Here is an 18,251-nt window from a genome sequence, read left to right on the forward strand (position 1 = left end):
GAATCAACGACTCACAGCAATCGCCTGGTTGTTCATGATACGCGGAGTCAGGAATACCAGCAGCTCGGATTTCTTCTCTGAAACAACGTCACGCCGGAAAAGCCGGCCAACATACGGCACATCGCCAAGAAATGGCACCTTGTCGACGATTTTACTCTGCGTATTAGAGAAAACACCGCCAATGACGATGGTTTCACCGTCGGCCACCAGCACCTTGGCGTTGACTTCGTTTTTCTTGATTGGCGGTACACCCAGCACGGTATTGATGTAATCCGGCTCATCCTTGGTGACCTTGACCTCCATGATAATGCGGTTATCAGGGGTGATCTGCGGCGTCACCTCCAGGGACAGCGACGCCTCTTTGAAAGACACCGACGTCGCGCCACTGGAACTGGCTTCCTGATACGGGACTTCAGTACCTTTGAGGATCTTCGCAGTCTCTTTGTCGGAGGTCACGACCTTGGGCTGGGACACGATCTCACCGTTACCGGTTTTCTCCATGGCGCTCAACTCAAGGTCCAGCAGCACGTTATCGGTCACGAAAGCGATACCGATGCCGGACGTCGCATTGGCAGCGCCCAGATCGACGAAAGGTGAGTTGGAGTTAGTGACGACACCATTGGCGCCTGTCACCGTGCCTTTGCCGCCGACGGTCGCATTGCTGCCACCGCTGCGATTGCTCGAACCGCCCCAGCGTACGCCCAGCGCCTTGTCGTAATCGACGTTGGCCTCGACGATACGCGCCTCAATCATCACCTGACGCACAGGGATATCAAGCTGCGAAACGATCCTGCGCAGCTCATCAAGACGGTCCTGAGTCTGGTAGGCAATGATGTTGTTCGTCCGGTCATCAACGGTGATCGAGCCGCGCTCATCGGCCTTCGTCTCAGCGCTGGTCACCGACTGGAACAGCTTGGCGATGTCGGCCGCCTTGGCGTAATTCACTTGCAGCAGCTCGCGGCGCAACGGCGCCAACTCGGCAATCTGCTTCATCGACTCGAGTTCCTGACGTTCGCGAGCAGCGATTTCATCCGCAGGCGCGACCAACAGGACATTGCCGATCTTGCGTTTATCCAGGCCTTTGGTTTTCAGTACCAGATCCAGCGCCTGATCCCACGGCACGTTCTGCAAGCGCAAGGTAATCCCGCCCTGCACGGTGTCACTGGCCACCAGATTGAGGTTGGTAAAATCGGCGATCAGTTGCAGGACCGAGCGAACATCGATGTCCTGAAAGTTCAGCGACAGCTTTTCCCCGGTATAGATCGGTTTGTCTGCGTTTCGGCGATCCAGGTCTTCGGACGTCAACGGCCGCACGCTGATGGTCAGTTTGTTATCAGTCTGATAGGCCGAATAATCAAACGCGCCGATCGGCTCGATACTGATACTAGCCTTGTCACCCGCTACGCTGGCATTGACGAACTGCACAGGTGTGGCGAAATCCTTGACGTCCAACCGAACGCGCAAGGGGTCCGGCAGCTGGGTTTTCGCGAAATTCACCCGGATTTTGCCACCCTGTTCCTGAATGTCCGGAGCAATGCCCGGATCACTCAGTTCGATAATGACGTTACCTTCACCCAGCTCACCGCGCTGGAAATCGATGTTCTTGATCGCTTTGCCCACGGCGACATAGGGCCTGACAGGTGTTGCGGCCGGAACTGAAACCCGTGCAACCGTGGGTGCCGCGCCTGGCTTGGTCCCCTGAGCAGAGGCTGCGCCCTGACCCACGACCACGAACAGGTTATTGCCCTCGACCCGCGAGCTGTAGGGCGCAAGCACCGTCATATTAATAATGACCCGCGTGCGGTCTTTGGCCTCGACGACCACCACACTGCGAGCATTGCCCACGCCCAAATCGCGACTTTTGGTCGCCAGCTGGCTGGTCACACCGGGCAAATCCAGAGCAATTCGCGCGGGCTGCTCAGTGGTATAGCCACGCGGCGCGGGGATTGGGCCGTCGAAGGTCAGCTTCAACTCGACCCGATCTCCTGGCAAAGCGGCGACATCCAGAGCTTTCAAGTTAGCCGCCTGGAGCATCGGCGAAACCATCGCTATCCATAGCGAAATGCCGACAACCGAGAAAATCCTAGTCATTATCAATTTCCGTTGTGCTGACCCGAGGGTGTTGTAAATGTTGGCCCCGTCCGTCTCCGGACGAGTGAAAACTACTGCGCTCGGCAATACTGCGTGTTCGCACATTCCGCTCATGAGCGTTCCTTGAGGGAAATGCTGCGCGGCCGTTCAAGCCATGCACCCTCGCCATCAGGCACTATTTCGACGACATCGACCTGCGAGTCGCTGATTGAAACGATGCGCCCATGATTGCGCCCCAGATAATCACCGACTTTCATGCGGTACACACCACCGCCACCGTGCATCAGGGCAAAGGTCCCCGAGTCGTTGGCCATCGTGCCGACCATTTCGAATTGCTCGATATTGAAACCTTCGAGGAACTGCTTGACCCGTGTTTCATCCGGCTTGACCTGCTGCGAGCCCTTCTGCCGGCGGACCAGATCAATCTTGACGGGCGGCTGGAACGGGCTACGCAGTGTGGCGGCGCTGTAGGTGAAGGCTTCGTAAGGGCGAAACTTTGGCAATGGCTCAATGACGCCCGTGGGGCGCGCACGTACTTCATCCATGTAGGTCTGCAAGTCGCCAAACTGATTGCCGTTATCGCAACCAGACAGGCCGATCAAAGCCACACTCATGCACAACAGTCGAGCGGCCCTCATTGCTGCAGCCCTTTATCGTTATAACGGTAGGTCTTGGCCAGAATGCTCATGCGCAGCTTTTGCGTATTCCCAGGCTCCACAGGTTTGATCTCGAAATCATGCAGAGTCACGATGCGCGGCAGGCTGGCCACGCCACTGACAAAGGTCGCGAGGTCGTGATAGGCGCCGACCACTGTGATTTGGATCGGCAACTCGATATAGAACTGCTGAGCCGCTTCCGGCAGCAATTTGATCTCTTCGAACTCAAGGCCACTGCCCAGACCGGTGCGAGTGATGTCTTCGAGCAACCCCGGGACTTCCGTGTCGCTGGGCAGTTGCCGCAACAGTGCGCCGAAGGACGTCTGCATTTCCGTCATCTGCGCCTTGTAGGCGTCCAGGTTCGCGGCCTTGAAAGCCTTCGTCGCAAATTGCTCTTTGAGCGAAACTTCGGTCGCTCGCGACTGGTCGAGCTGATCCAGCAAGTCTTTGAGGTAAAAGTTGTAGCCCAGCGCCAGGACAATGATCAACACCATCGCCCCGGCGATGGATTTGACCGCCGCTGGCCATGAGCCAAGGTTATTCAGGTCCAGATCGTTGATGTCTATCTTGCGCAGGCTGTCCAGCCATTCCTTTGGGTTCATGGCTTGGCCCCTTCAACCATGGGTTGGGTCTGACGCACCGATAACTGGAAGGTGTTTGCCTGATCGACCGCACCCGCCGTAGTGGCCTTGACCTCGTTGAGGCTTGGCGCCTCGAGCCAATCAGAGGCGTCGAGGTTACGCAGCAGATCCGAAACACGGTTGTTCGATTCAGCGGCGCCGCTGATGCTAATAATCTTGCCGGTCATTTTTACGTCAGAGAAATACACGCCATCAGGCAAGGTACGCGCCAACTGATCGAAAATTCGTCCGATGATCGGCCGATTGCCTTGCAGGTCCTGGATGATTTTCATCCGTTCCAGCAATTGCTTGCGCCGCGCCTTCAACTCGCTGATTTCTTTAATCCGGTCATCGAGCAGGGCAATTTCTTTCTGCACATACGCGTTGCGTGCCACTTGGTGGTCGACCGCATTGCTGATGTATTGATCGCCGAGGAAGATCACGCCGACGGCAATGATCAACACCCCGACAAGCGCCGTCAGAAAACGCTTCTTTCGCTCTTCGCGGAGCTGTTCGCGCCACGGTAACAGGTTGATCCGTGCCATTAGTCGAAGCTCCTTAGCGCCAGACCACAGGCAATCATCAAGGCCGGAGCATCACTGGCCAGCGCCCCCGCGTTGACCTTGCTGCTCAGCGCCATGTCGGCGAACGGATTGGCCACCAGCGTGGGCGTGCCCAGGCGTTGCTGAATCAAATGGTCCAGGCCTGCGAGCGAGGAGGTACCGCCCGCCAGCATGATGTAATCCACGGTGTTGTACTGACCGGCCGCAAAAAAGAACTGCAACGAGCGGGTAACTTGCTGAACCACGGCATCCTTGAACGGCTGCAGCACCTCGCTGACATAGTCATCCGGCAGACCGCCCTGCTTCTTCGCCAGGCCCGCTTCTTCTACCGCCAGGCCATAACGACGCTGAATTTCTTCGGTCAGTTGACGGCCGCCGAACAATTGCTCGCGGGTGTAAATAATCCGGCCATTGTGCAGCACGCTCAAGGTGGTCATGGTGGCGCCGATGTCGACCACGGCCACGGTCAGTTGCTCGTGATCGTTGCCCAACTGCGCAGAGAGCAGGCCGAAAGCGCGCTCCAGCGCATACGCTTCGACATCCACGACCTTGGCATTGAGGCCCGCCAGCGCCAGGGCGGCTTCGCGAACCTCTACGTTTTCCTTGCGGCAGGCGGCGAGCAGGACTTCAACACGCTCGGGGTTGCGCGCCGAGTAGCCCTGCACTTCAAAATCGATGGCGACTTCTTCAAGGGGATACGGAATGTACTGATCAGCTTCAATCTTGAGCTGACTTTCCATGTCATCGTCCGACAGGCCAGCGTCCATCTCGATGGTCTTGGTGATCACGGCAGAGCCGGCCACCGCCACGGCGACGCTTTTGACATTCGTCTTGGCCTTGACCAACACCCGTGACAATGCCTGACCAACCCCGTCGAGATCGGCGATATTTTTTTCGACTACAGCGTTGGCGGGTAGCGGTTCGACCGCGTAGGACTCAACTTTGTAGCGAGTGCCGGAACGACTCAATTCAAGGAGTTTTACCGAGGTGGAGCTAATATCGATCCCTAGAAGGGCATTGGCCTTCTTACTGAAGAGTTCGAACACAACCGATTCCCTATGAGTTTCCGTCACTTACGGATTATTGAGTGTCCAATGTCTGTGCCAGCCGCCTTGACAGTAGCGCAAATCACGCTCCGACACGAAAAATGCTTATAATGCCCGAGCATTTTTTCGTAAAGCCAAGCTTCAAACCGTGTTCATTTGTAGATGCCTGCGCTTAACCCATTCTTTTATCTGGAAATCCAAAAGCCTTGATACGCCTGCTGAAGTTTTTCTGGTGGTCATTCGTCGCTGTGTTCTGCGGGCTGCTGCTCGTTTTGAGCGGTGCATTCTTGTACCTCAGCCCGGGCCTGCCTTCCGTCGAGTCGCTGAGAAGCATCCAATTGCAAATTCCGCTGCGGGTTTTCAGCAGCGATGGCAAGTTGATTGCTGAGTTTGGCGAAATGCGCCGCTCCCCTATCCGCTTCGCCGACATTCCACCCAATTTCATTAACGCCCTGTTATCGGCAGAAGATGACAACTTCGCCAATCACTACGGCGTTGACCCCAGCAGCCTGATGCGCGCCGCCTCCCAACTGGTGAAGAGCGGCCATATCCAGTCCGGCGGCAGCACGATCACCATGCAAGTCGCGAAAAACTTCTTTTTGACCAGCGAAAGAAGCTTTTCCCGAAAAACCAACGAAATCCTTCTGGCCCTGCAGATCGAGCGCGAACTGAGCAAGGACGAAATCCTTGAGCTGTACGTCAACAAGATCTACCTGGGCAACCGCGCTTACGGCATCGAAGCCGCGGCGCAAGTGTATTACGGCAAATCGATCCGCGACCTGAGCATTGCACAGATGGCGATGATCGCCGGTCTGCCCAAAGCCCCTTCGCGCTTCAACCCACTGGCCAACCCTGTGCGAGCCAAAGAGCGTCGCGACTGGATTCTGGGGCGCATGCACAAATTGGGCAAGATCGATCAGAGCGCCTATGACGTCGCCCTGGCCGAACCCATCAACGCCAGCTATCACGTCCAGAGCCCGGAAGTAAACGCGCCCTATATCGCCGAAATGGCCCGCGCCGAAATGGTCGGCCGTTATGGCAGCGAAGCGTACACGGAAGGTTTCCGCGTCACCACTACGGTACCCAGCAATCTTCAGGAAAATGCAAACACCGCCGTCCAGGAAGGCTTGATCAGCTATGACCAGCGTCACGGCTATCGTGGCCCGGAAAGCCGTCTACCCGGAAAAACCCGTGATGCATGGGCGCTGGAGCTGACCAAACAGCGCTCCATCAGCGGCCTTGAGCCGGCGATTGTCACTCAAGTCGATAAAGCCGGCCTGCATGTGCTGACCCGCAACGGCGAAAAAGAAGAAACCGTATCCTGGGACAGCATGAAGTGGGCCCGACCGTTCCTTAATACGAACAGCCTGGGTGCACGCCCACTGCAGCCATCCGATGTCGCGCAAGTGGGCGATCTGGTCCGGGTACAGCGCCAAGGGGACGGTAGCCTGAAGTTCAGCCAGACCCCGGCAGCGCAAAGCGCACTGGTGTCGCTGGACCCCCAAAATGGTGCGATTCGTGCGCTGGTCGGCGGCTTTGCTTTCGAACAGAGCAATTACAACCGCGCCATGCAGGCCAAGCGTCAACCGGGCTCGAGCTTCAAGCCGTTCCTGTATAGCGCCGCGCTGGACAACGGCTACACCGCCGCCAGCCTGGTCAACGACGCGCCTATCGTGTTCGTCGATGAGTACCTGGACAAGGTCTGGCGTCCGAAAAACGACACCAATACCTTCCTCGGCCCGATCCGTTTGCGCGAAGCGTTGTACAAGTCGCGCAACCTGGTGTCCATCCGCCTGCTGCAAGGCCTGGGCATCGACACCGCGATCAACTACATCACGCGCTTCGGCTTCAACAAGCAGGACCTGCCACGCAACCTGTCGCTGGCCCTGGGGACTGCAACGCTGACGCCGATGGAAGTCGCCACTGGCTGGAGCACCTTCGCCAACGGCGGTTACAAGATCAGCCCGTACCTGATCCAGCGCATCGAAAACCGTGACGGCGCGACCCTGTTCGTCGCCAATCCGCCGAGCGTACCGGCCAATGACGCCAAACCCGCGGCCAACACCGCTACCTTTGCCGTCAATGAAAGCCCGAGCGTGGTGCCCGCCTCGTCGACCTCAACGGCCTCAACGACCAACGAGCCACAGGCGCCAGCCGTCGCCGAGCGCATCGTCGATGGCCGCACCACCTACATCCTCAACAGCATGCTGCAGGACGTAATCAAGCGCGGTACCGGCCGCCGTGCCCTGTCGATGAACCGCCCCGACATCGCTGGCAAGACCGGTACGACCAACGAGTCTAAAGACGCCTGGTTCACCGGTTACAACGCGGACTACATCACCAGCGTCTGGACCGGCTTCGATCAGCCGGAAAGCCTGGGTCGCCAGGAATTCGGCGGCACGGTCGCCCTGCCGATCTGGATGAACTACATGAGCGCCGCCTTGAAAGACAAACCACCGCATGTCCAGGCCGAACCGGAAGGCATCCTCAGCCTGCGAGTCGACCCGGTCAGTGGCCGCGCCGCGACACCAAGCACGCCCAACGCGTACTTCGAGCTGTTCAAAAGCGAAGACACGCCACCCAGCGTGAACGAAGTGGGCGGCGGGAATGCACCTAACAGCCCGCTACCTGCGGACGAATCGGCGCCCATCGATCTGTTCTGACGCCCCCATCACTCTGTAGGAGCGGGCTTGCAACTACGCGTCCCGCCGCGATGGCGGCCCGCCTGACACACCGAGTCAGGCTGATCGCGGGCAAGCCCGCTCCTACAGGGAATGGGAATTGACTCATTCCCACAGATGATCGTCAGGATTCTCACCCACAAAAAAACCCTGCATCGCTGCAGGGTTTTTTGTGGATCGCTACCAGGACTTAGCCGTTGAAAACGTCATCGACGCTCTTGAGCGGGTAGTTCTTCGGATACGGCAGGGTGGCTACGCCGGTTTCGATGGCGGCTTTAGCCACGGCATCGGAGATCACACCCAAGAGGCGCGCATCCATTGGTTTCGGAATGATGTACTCACGACCGAATTCCAGCTTGATACCACCATACGCGTCGCACACTTCCTGAGGCACCGGCAGCTTGGCCAGTTTACGCAGGGCGTGGGCGGCAGCGATTTTCATCTCTTCGTTGATACGCTTTGCACGAACATCCAGTGCGCCACGGAAGATGAACGGGAAGCCCAATACGTTGTTGACCTGGTTCGGGTAGTCCGAACGGCCAGTGGCCATGATCACGTCATCGCGAGTGGCATGAGCCAGTTCTGGCGCGATTTCCGGGTCCGGGTTCGAGCACGCGAACACAATCGGATCCTTGGCCATCAGCTTCAGGTTATCAGCGCTCAGCAGGTTCGGACCGGACAGACCCACGAACACATCAGCACCCTTGAGGGCGTCGGACAGTGTGCGTTTTTCAGTCGTGTGGGCGAACACGGCTTTGTACTGGTTCAGATCGTTACGGCCGGAGTGAATCACGCCAGTACGGTCGACCATGAAGATGTTTTCGATCTTCGCACCCATGCTCACCAGCAACTTCATGCAGGAAATGGCTGCTGCGCCTGCGCCCAGGCAAACGATTTGGGCGCTGTCCAGGCTTTTGCCGACGATTTCCAATGCGTTGATCATGCCGGCCGCGGTAACAATCGCCGTGCCGTGCTGGTCATCGTGGAACACCGGAATGTCACATTGTTCGATCAGTGCTTTCTCGATCTCGAAGCACTCTGGCGCCTTGATGTCTTCAAGGTTAATGCCGCCAAAGGTGATGGAGATGCGCTTGACGGTGTCGATGAACGCTTGTGGGCTTTCTGCATCGACTTCGATATCGAAAACGTCGATCCCTGCGAAACGCTTGAACAGCAAGCCTTTACCTTCCATCACTGGCTTGGAAGCCAATGGACCAAGGTCACCCAAGCCAAGAATGGCGGTGCCGTTGGAAATGACCGCGACCAGATTACCCTTGCCGGTGTACTTATAGGCAAGTTCAGGATCACGGGCAATTTCGCGCACCGGCTCGGCAACGCCAGGGCTGTAAGCCAGGGCCAGGTCGCGAGCAGTGGCGGTAGGCTTGGTTATCTCGACACTCAGTTTCCCGGGGCGAGGCTTGGCATGATATTCGAGAGCGGCAGTTTTCAAATCTGACATGTGGGCATTCCGCTTTTTTACTGTTGGACTGACGGACCGCCGAGGATACGCAAGAAGGAAAGTCCTCACAAGACTGACTAGTCACTTCTGTCAAGGCCCGGCCTCTACGACTTTACGCCAAGGGGTGCGGAACACAAGGCAAGGACTGTCCACAATTGAACAAGCGAACTGTCCACACTTTCTATTGATCGAGAAAATTCAGCATCGCGGGATGAGTAATGGGCAACATCCAGCGCGCCTGCCCGGACTTGAGCCCGCCACGACGCGAACGATCAATCACCCAACCACGCGCTTCGAGGGTCCGGCCTTTAAGGCGCTCCAGCCGAGAGACGTCGAACTGACTCACCAGGTTCGGCGCGATCCGCAACACCAACGAGCCCTGCAATTCAATCCACACGCCGCCAGCATTGCGCTGCACGTCACTGACCTGTCCGGAGATCAGGGCAAAGCCGCCGTTATTGATGTGTCCGACCGCCTGTACCGGCGACGTGCGCCACACCCCTAGCCCAGCCTGACGCGCACTACGCTCCGCCCGCTGCTGGCAGTCGAGCAAGGCGACATTGGGGGCGATCACCACTTGATAGGCCAAACCCTCGGCCAACAACTGCGCCTCAAGGTTTTCGCCCTGACGGCCATAGACGTTGGCCAGCGTACGGCCGTAATGATCCTTGGGCTCTTGACCCACCTGCAGACTGACCCGGCCATCGTTTTCGTCGACCAGACGTTGCAGGCGGCGCTTGGCAGCTTCGGCAAAAGGCTCGGCGGAACGACCTTTCTTGCCGGTCTCAGGCGCATTCAGTCCAATCATCCGCACACTGCGGCCATCGCTCAGGCGCAGGGTGTCGCCGTCCACGACCCGCTGGACCGCAAATACGGGCAGGGAGTCGGGTGCCGGGCACAAGGCCTGGGCTGCCGTCAGCCAAATCGCGGACATAAAAAAGGCGCCCGCGAGGGACGCCTTTTTAAGCAGCCTGGAGTAGTCCAATGGACCTTCCAGAACGGCCAGTCTTACTCAGCAGCAGCTTCAGGAGCTTTGGCTGCGCCGAAAGCACCGAAACGCGATTTGAACTTGTCGACACGGCCGCCGATATCAAGAGTCTTCTGCTTGCCGGTGTAGAACGGGTGGCACTCGTTGCACACGTCAAGGCTCAATGGCTTGGCGAGGTTGGAGCGAGTGTGGATCACGTTGCCGCAGCTGCAAGTTGCGACAATGGCTTCGTAAACTGGATGAATATCAGCTTTCATGGGTACTTCTCCGGGCTAGCGTGCCGCCGCGCAACACTATTGTTGAACACCGCACGTAATTAGGCTGCGGATACTACCAGACATCGCCAACGACGCAAGCGAACGTTAAAACCGGTCGTCTGCTAAGATCGCCGCTTCGTCACAGACCGTTACAGAGAACCCTCCGCGTGCCCGACGCCATTTTGCGCCTCGCTCTGCCCTCGCCGCTCAGACGCTTATTCGACTACCGCGCACCCGCCGGGGTGCTGCGCAGTGCGTTACAGCCCGGCATGCGCGTGCGTGTGCCGTTCGGTCGCCGCGAGATGATTGGCATTCTGGTGGAAATCACTGACCACAGTGAAGTCCCGGCTGAAAAACTCAAACCGGCCGTGGCCATCCTCGATGAGCATCCGCCGCTGCCGCCTTCGCTGTTCAAGCTGTGCCTGTGGACATCGCAGTATTACCAACACAGCCTCGGCGACACCTTGAGCTGGGCCTTGCCGGTGCTGCTGCGCCAGGGCGAACCCGCTGAAGCGCGTCAGGAACGATTCTGGCAAGTGGCTCCCGGCGCCAGACTCGATGACCCGCGCATCGCCCGCGCACCGAAACAGCGTGAGGCCCTGACCACCCTCGCCCAGCATCCGCATGGCGTGGCCAATCAGTTACTCAGCAAACTGATGCTCAACCGGGAAAGCCTGAACCTGTTGCTGGCCAAGGACATGGTCAAGGTCGAAGTGCGCCGCCATGCGCCGAGCGAACGCCATGAGCGCTGGCTGGCGCAACCCGAGTTGCCACTCAACCCCGAACAACGCGCTGCGTACGAGGCCATTCGTGCCGGCTTCGACACCTTTCATGCGTTTCTGCTGGCAGGTGTTACCGGCAGCGGCAAAACCGAAGTCTATTTACAGCTGATCCGCGAAACCCTCGAAGCCGGCAAGCAGGCGCTGGTGTTGATCCCGGAGATCAACCTCGGCCCGCAAACGCTGGCGCGCTTCGAGCAGCGTTTCAACGCACGTATCGCTCTGGTGCACTCGGCGGTCAATGACCGGGATCGACTGGATGCCTGGCTGGCGGCGCGCGACGGCGAGGCCGACATTATTATCGGCACCCGCTCCGCGCTGTTCACGCCAATGAAGAATCCCGGCCTGATCATTATTGATGAAGAGCACGACGGCTCTTATAAACAGCAGGAAGGTCTGCGCTACCACGCCCGCGACCTAGCGTTGGTCCGGGCCCGGCAGGAAAACATTCCGATTGTGCTCGGCTCAGCCACGCCATCTCTGGAAAGCCTGCACAACGCCTACACCGGGCGCTATGGCCTGCTGCGCCTGAACCAACGCGCGGGCGGTGCGCAACAGCCGCGCTTCCTGCGGCTGGACGTGAAGAGCCGGCCACTGGACAGCGGTATTTCCGGACCGATGCAGCAAGCCATCGCTCAGACCCTGGCCGCAGGTCAGCAGGTCCTGGTGTTCCTCAACCGTCGCGGCTTTGCGCCGACCTTGCTTTGCCACGACTGCGGCTGGCTCTCGGAATGTCCGCGCTGCGATGCGCGCATGACCGTGCACCAGCGTTCCGGCGAGTTGCGGTGCCACCATTGCGGCCATGTCGAGCGTGTCCCGCGCCATTGCCCGGCGTGCGGCAAGGTCGACCTGCGCCCTGTGGGTGCGGGCACCGAGCGTGCCGAAGAGCGGCTGGGGATTTTGTTCCCGGACTTCCCCGTGCTGCGGGTCGACCGCGACAGCACCTCGCGCAAAGACGCGATGAACCAGCTGTTCGCCACCATTCAACGCGGCCAGCCGTGCATTCTGGTCGGCACCCAAATGCTCGCCAAAGGGCACCACTTCCCCCGCGTGACCCTGGTGTCGATTCTGGATGCCGACGGCGGTTTGTTTTCCGGCGATTTCCGCGCCAGCGAGCGCATGGCGCAGCTGATCGTTCAGGTCGCAGGGCGTGCAGGACGGGCCGAGGAGCCGGGTAAAGTGATCATCCAGACGCATCTGGCCGACCACCCTCTGTTAATTCAGCTGACCGAGCAAGGCTACTTCGCCTTTGCCGAACAAGCGTTGAGCGAACGCCGTGCCGCTGGTCTGCCACCGTTCTCGCACCTGGCGCTGCTGCGCGCCGAAGCGCACAAGCCGGGACAGGCCGAAGGTTTTCTCGACAACGCCTGCGCCGAGGCCGAACGCTTACTGGCTGAAATGAATCTGGGCGCCATTGAGTTACTGGGCCCGGTCCCGGCGCCGATGGAGCGACGCGCCGGCCGCTACCGCGCGCAATTGCTCCTGCAAGCCAGCGCCCGCGCGCCCCTGCATCGATTGCTCAGCGCATGGCTGTTGGTGCTTGAAAACATGCCCAGCGGGCGCCAGGTACGCTGGTCGCTGGACGTGGACCCGGTGGATTTGTATTAAGGGCCAAAGCCGGCATCTTTAAGACCGCATGTCCATCATGGTTGGCAAGCCTGCCCTCGCAACGGATAATGCCCAGTTTTTCCACCAGCGCATCCAGGCGCCGCCGCGCTTGCGGTCGAAAGAGAAGACCATGAAAGACACCATTCGCCAGTTGATCCAACAAGCCCTGACCCAACTCGTCAACGAAGGCGTCCTGCCGGAAGGGCTGACACCGGCGATCCAGGTGGAAAACGTGCGGGACAAAACCCACGGTGACTTCGCCAGCAACATCGCGATGATGCTGGCGAAGCCTGCCGGTTTGAAACCCCGCGATCTGGCAGAAAAACTAGTTGCCGCGCTGCCCGCCGACGCACAGGTCAGCAAGGTCGAAATCGCCGGCCCCGGCTTTCTCAACTTCTTCCAGAACACCCAGGCCCTGGCGGCACGTCTCGATGCCGCGCTGATCGACCCACAACTGTCAGTTCGCAAGGTCGGTCCTGTACAACGCGTGGTGGTCGATTTGTCCGCGCCCAACCTGGCCAAAGAGATGCACGTCGGCCACCTGCGCTCGACCGTTATCGGCGACGGCGTGGCCAATGTGCTGGCGTTCCTGGGTGATACGGTAATTCGTCAGAACCACGTGGGCGACTGGGGCACTCAATTCGGCATGCTCCTGGCGTACCTCCAGGAAAAACCGACGACCAGCGATGAGTTGTCGGACCTGGAGAACTTCTACCGTGCGGCCAAGCATCGCTTCGACGAATCCGAAGAATTTGCCGAGCGCGCCCGGGGCCTGGTGGTCAAACTGCAAGCCGGTGACCCGGAATGCCTGGCGCTGTGGGAACGCTTCAAAAACATATCGCTGTCCCACTGCCAAACAATTTACGACCGTCTGAACGTCAACCTGACCCCGGCCGATGTCAGGGGCGAAAGCGCCTACAACGATGACCTGGCCAACGTGGTCAGCGACCTCAAGGCCGCAGGCCTGCTGGTCGAGAGCAATGGCGCCCAGTGCGTGTTCCTTGAAGAGTTCAGGACCGCTGAAGACACGCCTCTGCCGGTGATCGTGCAAAAGGCGGGCGGCGGTTATCTGTACGCCACCACCGACCTGGCCGCGATCCGCTACCGCAGCAATGTATTGAAAGCCGACCGCGCTCTGTACTTCGTCGATCAACGTCAGGCCCTGCATTTCCAACAGGTGTTCGAAGTCGCCCGCCGTGCCGGTTTCGTGACCAATGGCATGCACATGGAGCACATGGGCTTCGGCACCATGAACGGTGCCGATGGCCGTCCGTTCAAGACCCGCGACGGTGGCACCGTCAAGCTGGTAGACCTGCTCGACGAAGCCCAGGAGCGCGCCTACACCCTGGTGAAAGAAAAGAACCCGGAAGTCGCTGAAGCCGAATTGCGCAGCATCGCCAATGCAGTAGGGATCAGCGCGGTGAAATACGCCGACCTGTCCAAGCATCGCACCAGCGACTACAGCTTCAACTTCGATCAGATGCTCAGCTTCGAAGGCAACACTGCACCGTACCTGCTCTACGCCTACACCCGTGTAGCCGGTGTGTTCCGCAAGTTGGGCAAGCCGTTCGACATCAGCCAAGGGCATATCGTGCTTGAGGCGCCTCAAGAGCAGGAACTGGCGGCTCGCCTGGCGCAGTTTGGCGAAACCCTGAACAACGTCGCGGAAAAAGGCACGCCACACGTACTGTGTGCCTACATCTATGATCTCGCTGGCCTGTTCTCCAGTTTCTACGAGAACTGTCCGATCCTCGGTGCCGAGAACCCGGAACAACAGCAAAGCCGTCTGCGCCTCACCGCACTGACGGGCCGCACCCTCAAGCAAGGCCTGGAACTCTTGGGTCTGGAAACTCTGGAGCGTATGTAAGTTGGCTGCGAAGAAAAAACCTGCTCCCAAGCGCGGCGCCAGCCGTTATCAGGCACCCGCGAAGAAGCCGATTCCAGGATGGTTGTGGCTGGCTATTGGCCTGTCCGTCGGGGCCTTCATCGTATTTTTGATGAAGCTCGATCCGGGCAGCACTGATATCAAGCGGGTTAAAGAAGACGCCAAGGCCGCGAAAATCGCCGAAGCGAACAAAACGCCACCCAGCCCGCAGGCACCGGCGAAGCCGAAGTACGACTTCTACACCTTGCTGCCGGAATCCGAAGTCATCGTGCCGAACGAAGCCGTGCCCGAGAAAACGCTGCCAGCGGTCGTAGCACCGGTTGCGCCGGTCACGCCTGAGCAAGCGGCGAAGATTGACACCGCACGCGCCCAGGCTGCACTCAGCGGCCTGACGCCCCCGCCAGCGCCACCGGTGGCCAAGCCGGCTGCGGTGACGAAGTTCTTCTTGCAGGCCGGCTCGTTCCGCAAGCAAGCCGACGCGGACAAGGTCCGGGCGCAGATCATTCTGCTGGGGCAAACCGTGCAGGTTGAATCCGGCACCGTGAAGGATGAAATCTGGTACCGGGTGCTCGTCGGCCCGTACAGCAACCGTGAGCAACTGACCATCGCGCAGAAACAACTGGCAGGCAGCGGCTTCAGCAATCTGCTGTTACAACAGCGTCAGGGTAAGTGATCCACCTGTAGTCCAGGTCAAAGCGGCGTGTCGGACACGCCGCTTTGACGAATAGGTTCACTCCCCCAGTGGATCATCCGCGCTCCGCGGGGGCGGTTTCGTGCGCGAAAGCGATCTGTCCAGACAGCCCGCATCCAGATATCGCCATTCATCCTCTGACGCATCCCATGGTTGAAATGTCAGCCACCACCCCCATATGAGTTTCCACTAGGGCATTTTCGCCCCGCTGCGTGGAGACGCTCCCTTGACCACCATCGTTTCAGTGCGCCGTAACGGCAAAGTCGTCATGGCTGGCGACGGCCAGGTTTCTCTCGGCAATACCGTCATGAAAGGCAACGCGAAAAAAGTGCGTCGCCTGTATCACGGCGAAGTGATCGCCGGTTTCGCCGGAGCCACCGCCGATGCCTTCACCCTTTTCGAACGTTTCGAAGGCCAACTTGAAAAACACCAGGGCCATCTGGTTCGCGCGGCCGTTGAACTGGCTAAAGAATGGCGCACCGACCGCTCCCTGAGCCGCCTCGAAGCCATGCTGGCGGTCGCCAACAAGGATGCATCGCTGATCATCACGGGTAACGGCGATGTCGTTGAACCTGAAGACGGCCTGATTGCCATGGGCTCCGGCGGCCCCTACGCTCAAGCTGCCGCCCGTGCCCTGCTGATGAAAACCGAACTCTCGGCCCGCGAAATTGCCGAAACCGCACTGGGCATCGCTGCCGATATCTGCGTGTTCACCAACCACAACATCACCATTGAGGAGCAGGACCTCGCCGAATAAGCCGTTACCCATGCCGTTTGCATAAACAGCCATGCGCGCTTTTTTCAGCTAGAGGACCGCCACTATCATGTCTATGACTCCCCGTGAAATCGTCCACGAACTCAATCGCCACATCATTGGCCAGGACGATGCCAAGCGCGCCGTCGCCATCGCTTTGCGTAACCGCTGGCGCCGGATGCAGTTGCCTGAAGAACTGCGCGTCGAAGTCACGCCAAAAAACATTCTGATGATCGGCCCGACCGGTGTCGGTAAAACCGAAATCGCCCGTCGCCTGGCCAAACTGGCCAACGCGCCGTTCATCAAGGTCGAAGCGACCAAATTCACCGAAGTCGGCTATGTCGGCCGCGACGTCGAGTCGATCATTCGTGACCTGGCCGACGCCGCGATCAAGCTCCTGCGTGAACAGGAAATGACCAAGGTCCGCCACCGCGCCGAAGACGCTGCCGAAGAGCGCATCCTCGACGCCCTGCTGCCGCCCGCACGCGCAGGCTTCAACGAAGACGCGGCACCGAGCACCGATTCCAATACCCGTCAGCTGTTCCGCAAGCGCCTGCGTGAAGGTCAACTGGATGACAAGGACATCGAGATCGAAGTCTCCGAGTCCGTCGGGGTCGATATTTCCGCGCCGCCAGGCATGGAAGAGATGACCAACCAGTTGCAAAGCCTGTTCGCCAACATGGGCAAGGGCAAAAAGAAAAGCCGCAAGCTCAAGGTCAAGGACGCACTGAAGCTGGTCCGCGACGAAGAAGCCGGGCGTCTGGTCAATGAAGAAGAGCTGAAAGCCAAGGCGCTGGAAGCGGTTGAGCAGCACGGCATTGTGTTCATCGATGAAATCGACAAGGTCGCCAGACGCGGTAATTCCGGTGGCGTCGACGTGTCCCGCGAAGGCGTGCAACGCGACCTGCTGCCACTGATCGAAGGCTGCACCGTGAACACCAAACTGGGCATGGTCAAGACCGACCACATCCTGTTCATTGCTTCCGGCGCGTTCCACCTGAGCAAACCGAGCGATCTGGTGCCTGAACTGCAAGGTCGTCTGCCGATTCGCGTTGAACTCAAGGCCCTGACACCCCAGGACTTCGAACGCATCCTCAGCGAGCCGCACGCGTCGCTGACCGAGCAATACCGCGAGCTACTCAAGACCGAAGGCCTGAACATCGAGTTCTTGCCCGACGGCATCAAGCGCATCGCCGAGATTGCCTGGCAGGTCAACGAGAAGACCGAGAACATCGGTGCGCGTCGTTTGCACACCTTGCTTGAGCGCCTGCTCGAAGAGGTGTCCTTCAGTGCTGCTGACCTGGCCAGCGCGCAAGATGCAGAGACCATCCTGATCAACGCCGACTACGTCAACAGTCACCTGGGCGAACTGGCCAAGGACGAAGACCTCTCGCGGTATATCCTTTAAAACGCACTTAACTGGAACCGGCAGGGCCGCTCGCGGCCCTGAACCTCATGGCTAATACCAAGCTCCCCAGCGCAATCAATCTGCACAAAGCCTCGAAAACCCTGACGCTGAAATACGCGCCCGACGAGGAGTACCACTTGAGCGCCGAGTTTTTGCGGGTGCATTCCCCATCGGCCGAGGTTCAGGGTCATGGCAAACCGATCCTGCAATTTGGCAAGCTTGGCGTGGGCTTGAGCAAAATCGAACCGGCCGGGCAGTACGCACTAAAATTGACCTTCGACGACGGTCATGACAGCGGATTGTTCACGTGGGACTACCTGTACCAATTGGCGCAACGCCAGGAACAGCTGTGGACCGATTATCTTGCCGAGCTCAAAGCCGCTGGTAAATCCCGCGACCCCTCCGAGCAAATCATCAAGCTGATGCTCTAGCTCAACCGTCTGACCTTTTAGGGCGACCTTTCTAATTCTGTTTGTTTCAATATTCCTCGCAGAGGCCAACGGCTGGCCCTGCTTGCGATTTTTTGAAATCTCGGGTAACCAATAGATCTGGCAAGTTCCCTGCATTCAATCCGTGCAGAGCTGGCGCGTGCGATGACGCAACAGATGAGATCCTGCTGCCGCGAAAATGGCAGGACTCACCTTTGCGCAAACACCTGCCGGGAGCATGTGGTTTAGCCATCATCGGTCACCCGAGCAGTAGTACTGGCAGGCGCCTGTGTCACTGATCCACAGGGATGTCCGGTACTCGTCTCAGGACAATGGA

General features: G+C 59.0%; 15 protein-coding genes. 7 read left to right on the forward strand and 8 right to left on the reverse strand.

The window, feature by feature from the left end:
- Positions 1-3: 3 nt before the first annotated feature.
- From pilQ to K0F75_RS19280, 5 genes are all read right to left on the reverse strand, one after another.
- The gene (gene pilQ, locus K0F75_RS19260; protein ID WP_219063564.1) at positions 4-2,091 is read right to left on the reverse strand and encodes a type IV pilus secretin PilQ; all 2,088 of its coding nucleotides are present in this window, start codon (positions 2,089-2,091) and stop codon (positions 4-6) included.
- A gap of 110 nt (positions 2,092-2,201) precedes the next feature.
- A complete protein-coding gene (gene pilP / locus K0F75_RS19265; protein ID WP_219063565.1) occupies positions 2,202-2,729 on the reverse strand; it encodes a type 4a pilus biogenesis lipoprotein PilP in 528 nt (175 codons plus the stop codon).
- A complete protein-coding gene (pilO, locus tag K0F75_RS19270) occupies positions 2,726-3,349 on the reverse strand; it encodes a type 4a pilus biogenesis protein PilO (protein WP_219063566.1) in 624 nt (207 codons plus the stop codon). The genes pilP and pilO overlap by 4 nt, the downstream gene beginning before the upstream one ends.
- Complete coding sequence (locus K0F75_RS19275; RefSeq protein WP_219063567.1) at positions 3,346-3,912, reverse strand: PilN domain-containing protein; 567 nt, start codon at positions 3,910-3,912, stop codon at positions 3,346-3,348. Before K0F75_RS19275 ends, pilO begins: the two co-directional genes overlap by 4 nt.
- Positions 3,912-4,976 (reverse strand): pilus assembly protein PilM, encoded by a 1,065-nt coding sequence (locus tag K0F75_RS19280; RefSeq protein WP_219063568.1) that lies wholly within the window; start codon positions 4,974-4,976, stop codon positions 3,912-3,914. Before K0F75_RS19280 ends, K0F75_RS19275 begins: the two co-directional genes overlap by 1 nt.
- A gap of 209 nt (positions 4,977-5,185) precedes the next feature.
- Between K0F75_RS19280 and K0F75_RS19285 the strand changes: the two genes are divergently transcribed.
- Positions 5,186-7,639, forward strand: coding sequence for a penicillin-binding protein 1A (locus K0F75_RS19285; RefSeq protein WP_374029011.1), 2,454 nt, complete (start codon positions 5,186-5,188; stop codon positions 7,637-7,639).
- A 208-nt stretch (positions 7,640-7,847) separates the two neighbouring features.
- Here the strand turns inward: K0F75_RS19285 and K0F75_RS19290 are convergent, their stop codons facing one another.
- The 3 genes from K0F75_RS19290 to rpmE form a co-directional block, all read right to left on the reverse strand.
- Positions 7,848-9,116 carry a malic enzyme-like NAD(P)-binding protein gene (locus K0F75_RS19290; protein ID WP_219063570.1) on the reverse strand — a complete coding sequence of 423 codons (1,269 nt, stop codon included), beginning with the start codon at positions 9,114-9,116 and terminating at the stop codon, positions 7,848-7,850.
- Between the two features lie 181 nt (positions 9,117-9,297).
- Entirely contained in the window at positions 9,298-10,101 is an 804-nt protein-coding gene (locus K0F75_RS19295; protein ID WP_219063571.1) for a thermonuclease family protein, read from the reverse strand.
- A 23-nt stretch (positions 10,102-10,124) separates the two neighbouring features.
- Complete coding sequence (rpmE, locus tag K0F75_RS19300) at positions 10,125-10,361, reverse strand: 50S ribosomal protein L31 (protein ID WP_219063572.1); 237 nt, start codon at positions 10,359-10,361, stop codon at positions 10,125-10,127.
- 167 nt (positions 10,362-10,528) lie between these two features.
- Here rpmE and K0F75_RS19305 point away from each other — a divergent pair, with 167 nt between their 5' ends.
- The 6 genes from K0F75_RS19305 to K0F75_RS19330 all read left to right on the forward strand — a co-directional run bounded on the left by K0F75_RS19305 (position 10,529) and on the right by K0F75_RS19330 (position 17,917).
- Positions 10,529-12,748 carry a primosomal protein N' gene (locus tag K0F75_RS19305; RefSeq protein ID WP_219063573.1) on the forward strand — a complete coding sequence of 740 codons (2,220 nt, stop codon included), beginning with the start codon at positions 10,529-10,531 and terminating at the stop codon, positions 12,746-12,748.
- A 130-nt stretch (positions 12,749-12,878) separates the two neighbouring features.
- Complete coding sequence (gene argS, locus K0F75_RS19310; protein ID WP_219063574.1) at positions 12,879-14,615, forward strand: arginine--tRNA ligase; 1,737 nt, start codon at positions 12,879-12,881, stop codon at positions 14,613-14,615.
- Between the two features lies 1 nt (position 14,616).
- Complete coding sequence (locus K0F75_RS19315; RefSeq protein WP_219063575.1) at positions 14,617-15,306, forward strand: SPOR domain-containing protein; 690 nt, start codon at positions 14,617-14,619, stop codon at positions 15,304-15,306.
- A gap of 244 nt (positions 15,307-15,550) precedes the next feature.
- Positions 15,551-16,081 carry an ATP-dependent protease subunit HslV gene (gene hslV, locus K0F75_RS19320; RefSeq protein WP_219063576.1) on the forward strand — a complete coding sequence of 177 codons (531 nt, stop codon included), beginning with the start codon at positions 15,551-15,553 and terminating at the stop codon, positions 16,079-16,081.
- A 67-nt stretch (positions 16,082-16,148) separates the two neighbouring features.
- The gene (gene hslU / locus K0F75_RS19325; RefSeq protein WP_219063577.1) at positions 16,149-17,486 is read left to right on the forward strand and encodes an HslU--HslV peptidase ATPase subunit; all 1,338 of its coding nucleotides are present in this window, start codon (positions 16,149-16,151) and stop codon (positions 17,484-17,486) included.
- Between the two features lie 47 nt (positions 17,487-17,533).
- Entirely contained in the window at positions 17,534-17,917 is a 384-nt protein-coding gene (locus tag K0F75_RS19330; protein ID WP_219063578.1) for a gamma-butyrobetaine hydroxylase-like domain-containing protein, read from the forward strand.
- The last annotated feature ends 334 nt before the right edge of the window (positions 17,918-18,251 follow it).

It is taken from the genome of Pseudomonas sp. UMAB-08 (genome assembly GCF_900095225.1).
In the GTDB taxonomy this organism is placed as follows: Bacteria; Pseudomonadota; Gammaproteobacteria; order Pseudomonadales; family Pseudomonadaceae; genus Aquipseudomonas.

What these genes read in the sequence shown, in the direction of transcription:
- K0F75_RS19290 (WP_219063570.1), bottom strand. Translation starts at nt 9,116, where the DNA reads ATGTCAGATTTGAAAACTGCCGCTCTCGAATATCATGCCAAGCCTCGC.
- K0F75_RS19275 (WP_219063567.1), bottom strand. Translation starts at nt 3,912, where the DNA reads ATGGCACGGATCAACCTGTTACCGTGGCGCGAACAGCTCCGCGAAGAG.
- rpmE (WP_219063572.1), bottom strand. Translation starts at nt 10,361, where the DNA reads ATGAAAGCTGATATTCATCCAGTTTACGAAGCCATTGTCGCAACTTGC.
- pilP (WP_219063565.1), bottom strand. Translation starts at nt 2,729, where the DNA reads ATGAGGGCCGCTCGACTGTTGTGCATGAGTGTGGCTTTGATCGGCCTG.
- argS (WP_219063574.1), top strand. Translation starts at nt 12,879, where the DNA reads ATGAAAGACACCATTCGCCAGTTGATCCAACAAGCCCTGACCCAACTC.
- hslU (WP_219063577.1), top strand. Translation starts at nt 16,149, where the DNA reads ATGTCTATGACTCCCCGTGAAATCGTCCACGAACTCAATCGCCACATC.
- K0F75_RS19330 (WP_219063578.1), top strand. Translation starts at nt 17,534, where the DNA reads ATGGCTAATACCAAGCTCCCCAGCGCAATCAATCTGCACAAAGCCTCG.
- pilO (WP_219063566.1), bottom strand. Translation starts at nt 3,349, where the DNA reads ATGAACCCAAAGGAATGGCTGGACAGCCTGCGCAAGATAGACATCAAC.
- pilQ (WP_219063564.1), bottom strand. Translation starts at nt 2,091, where the DNA reads ATGACTAGGATTTTCTCGGTTGTCGGCATTTCGCTATGGATAGCGATG.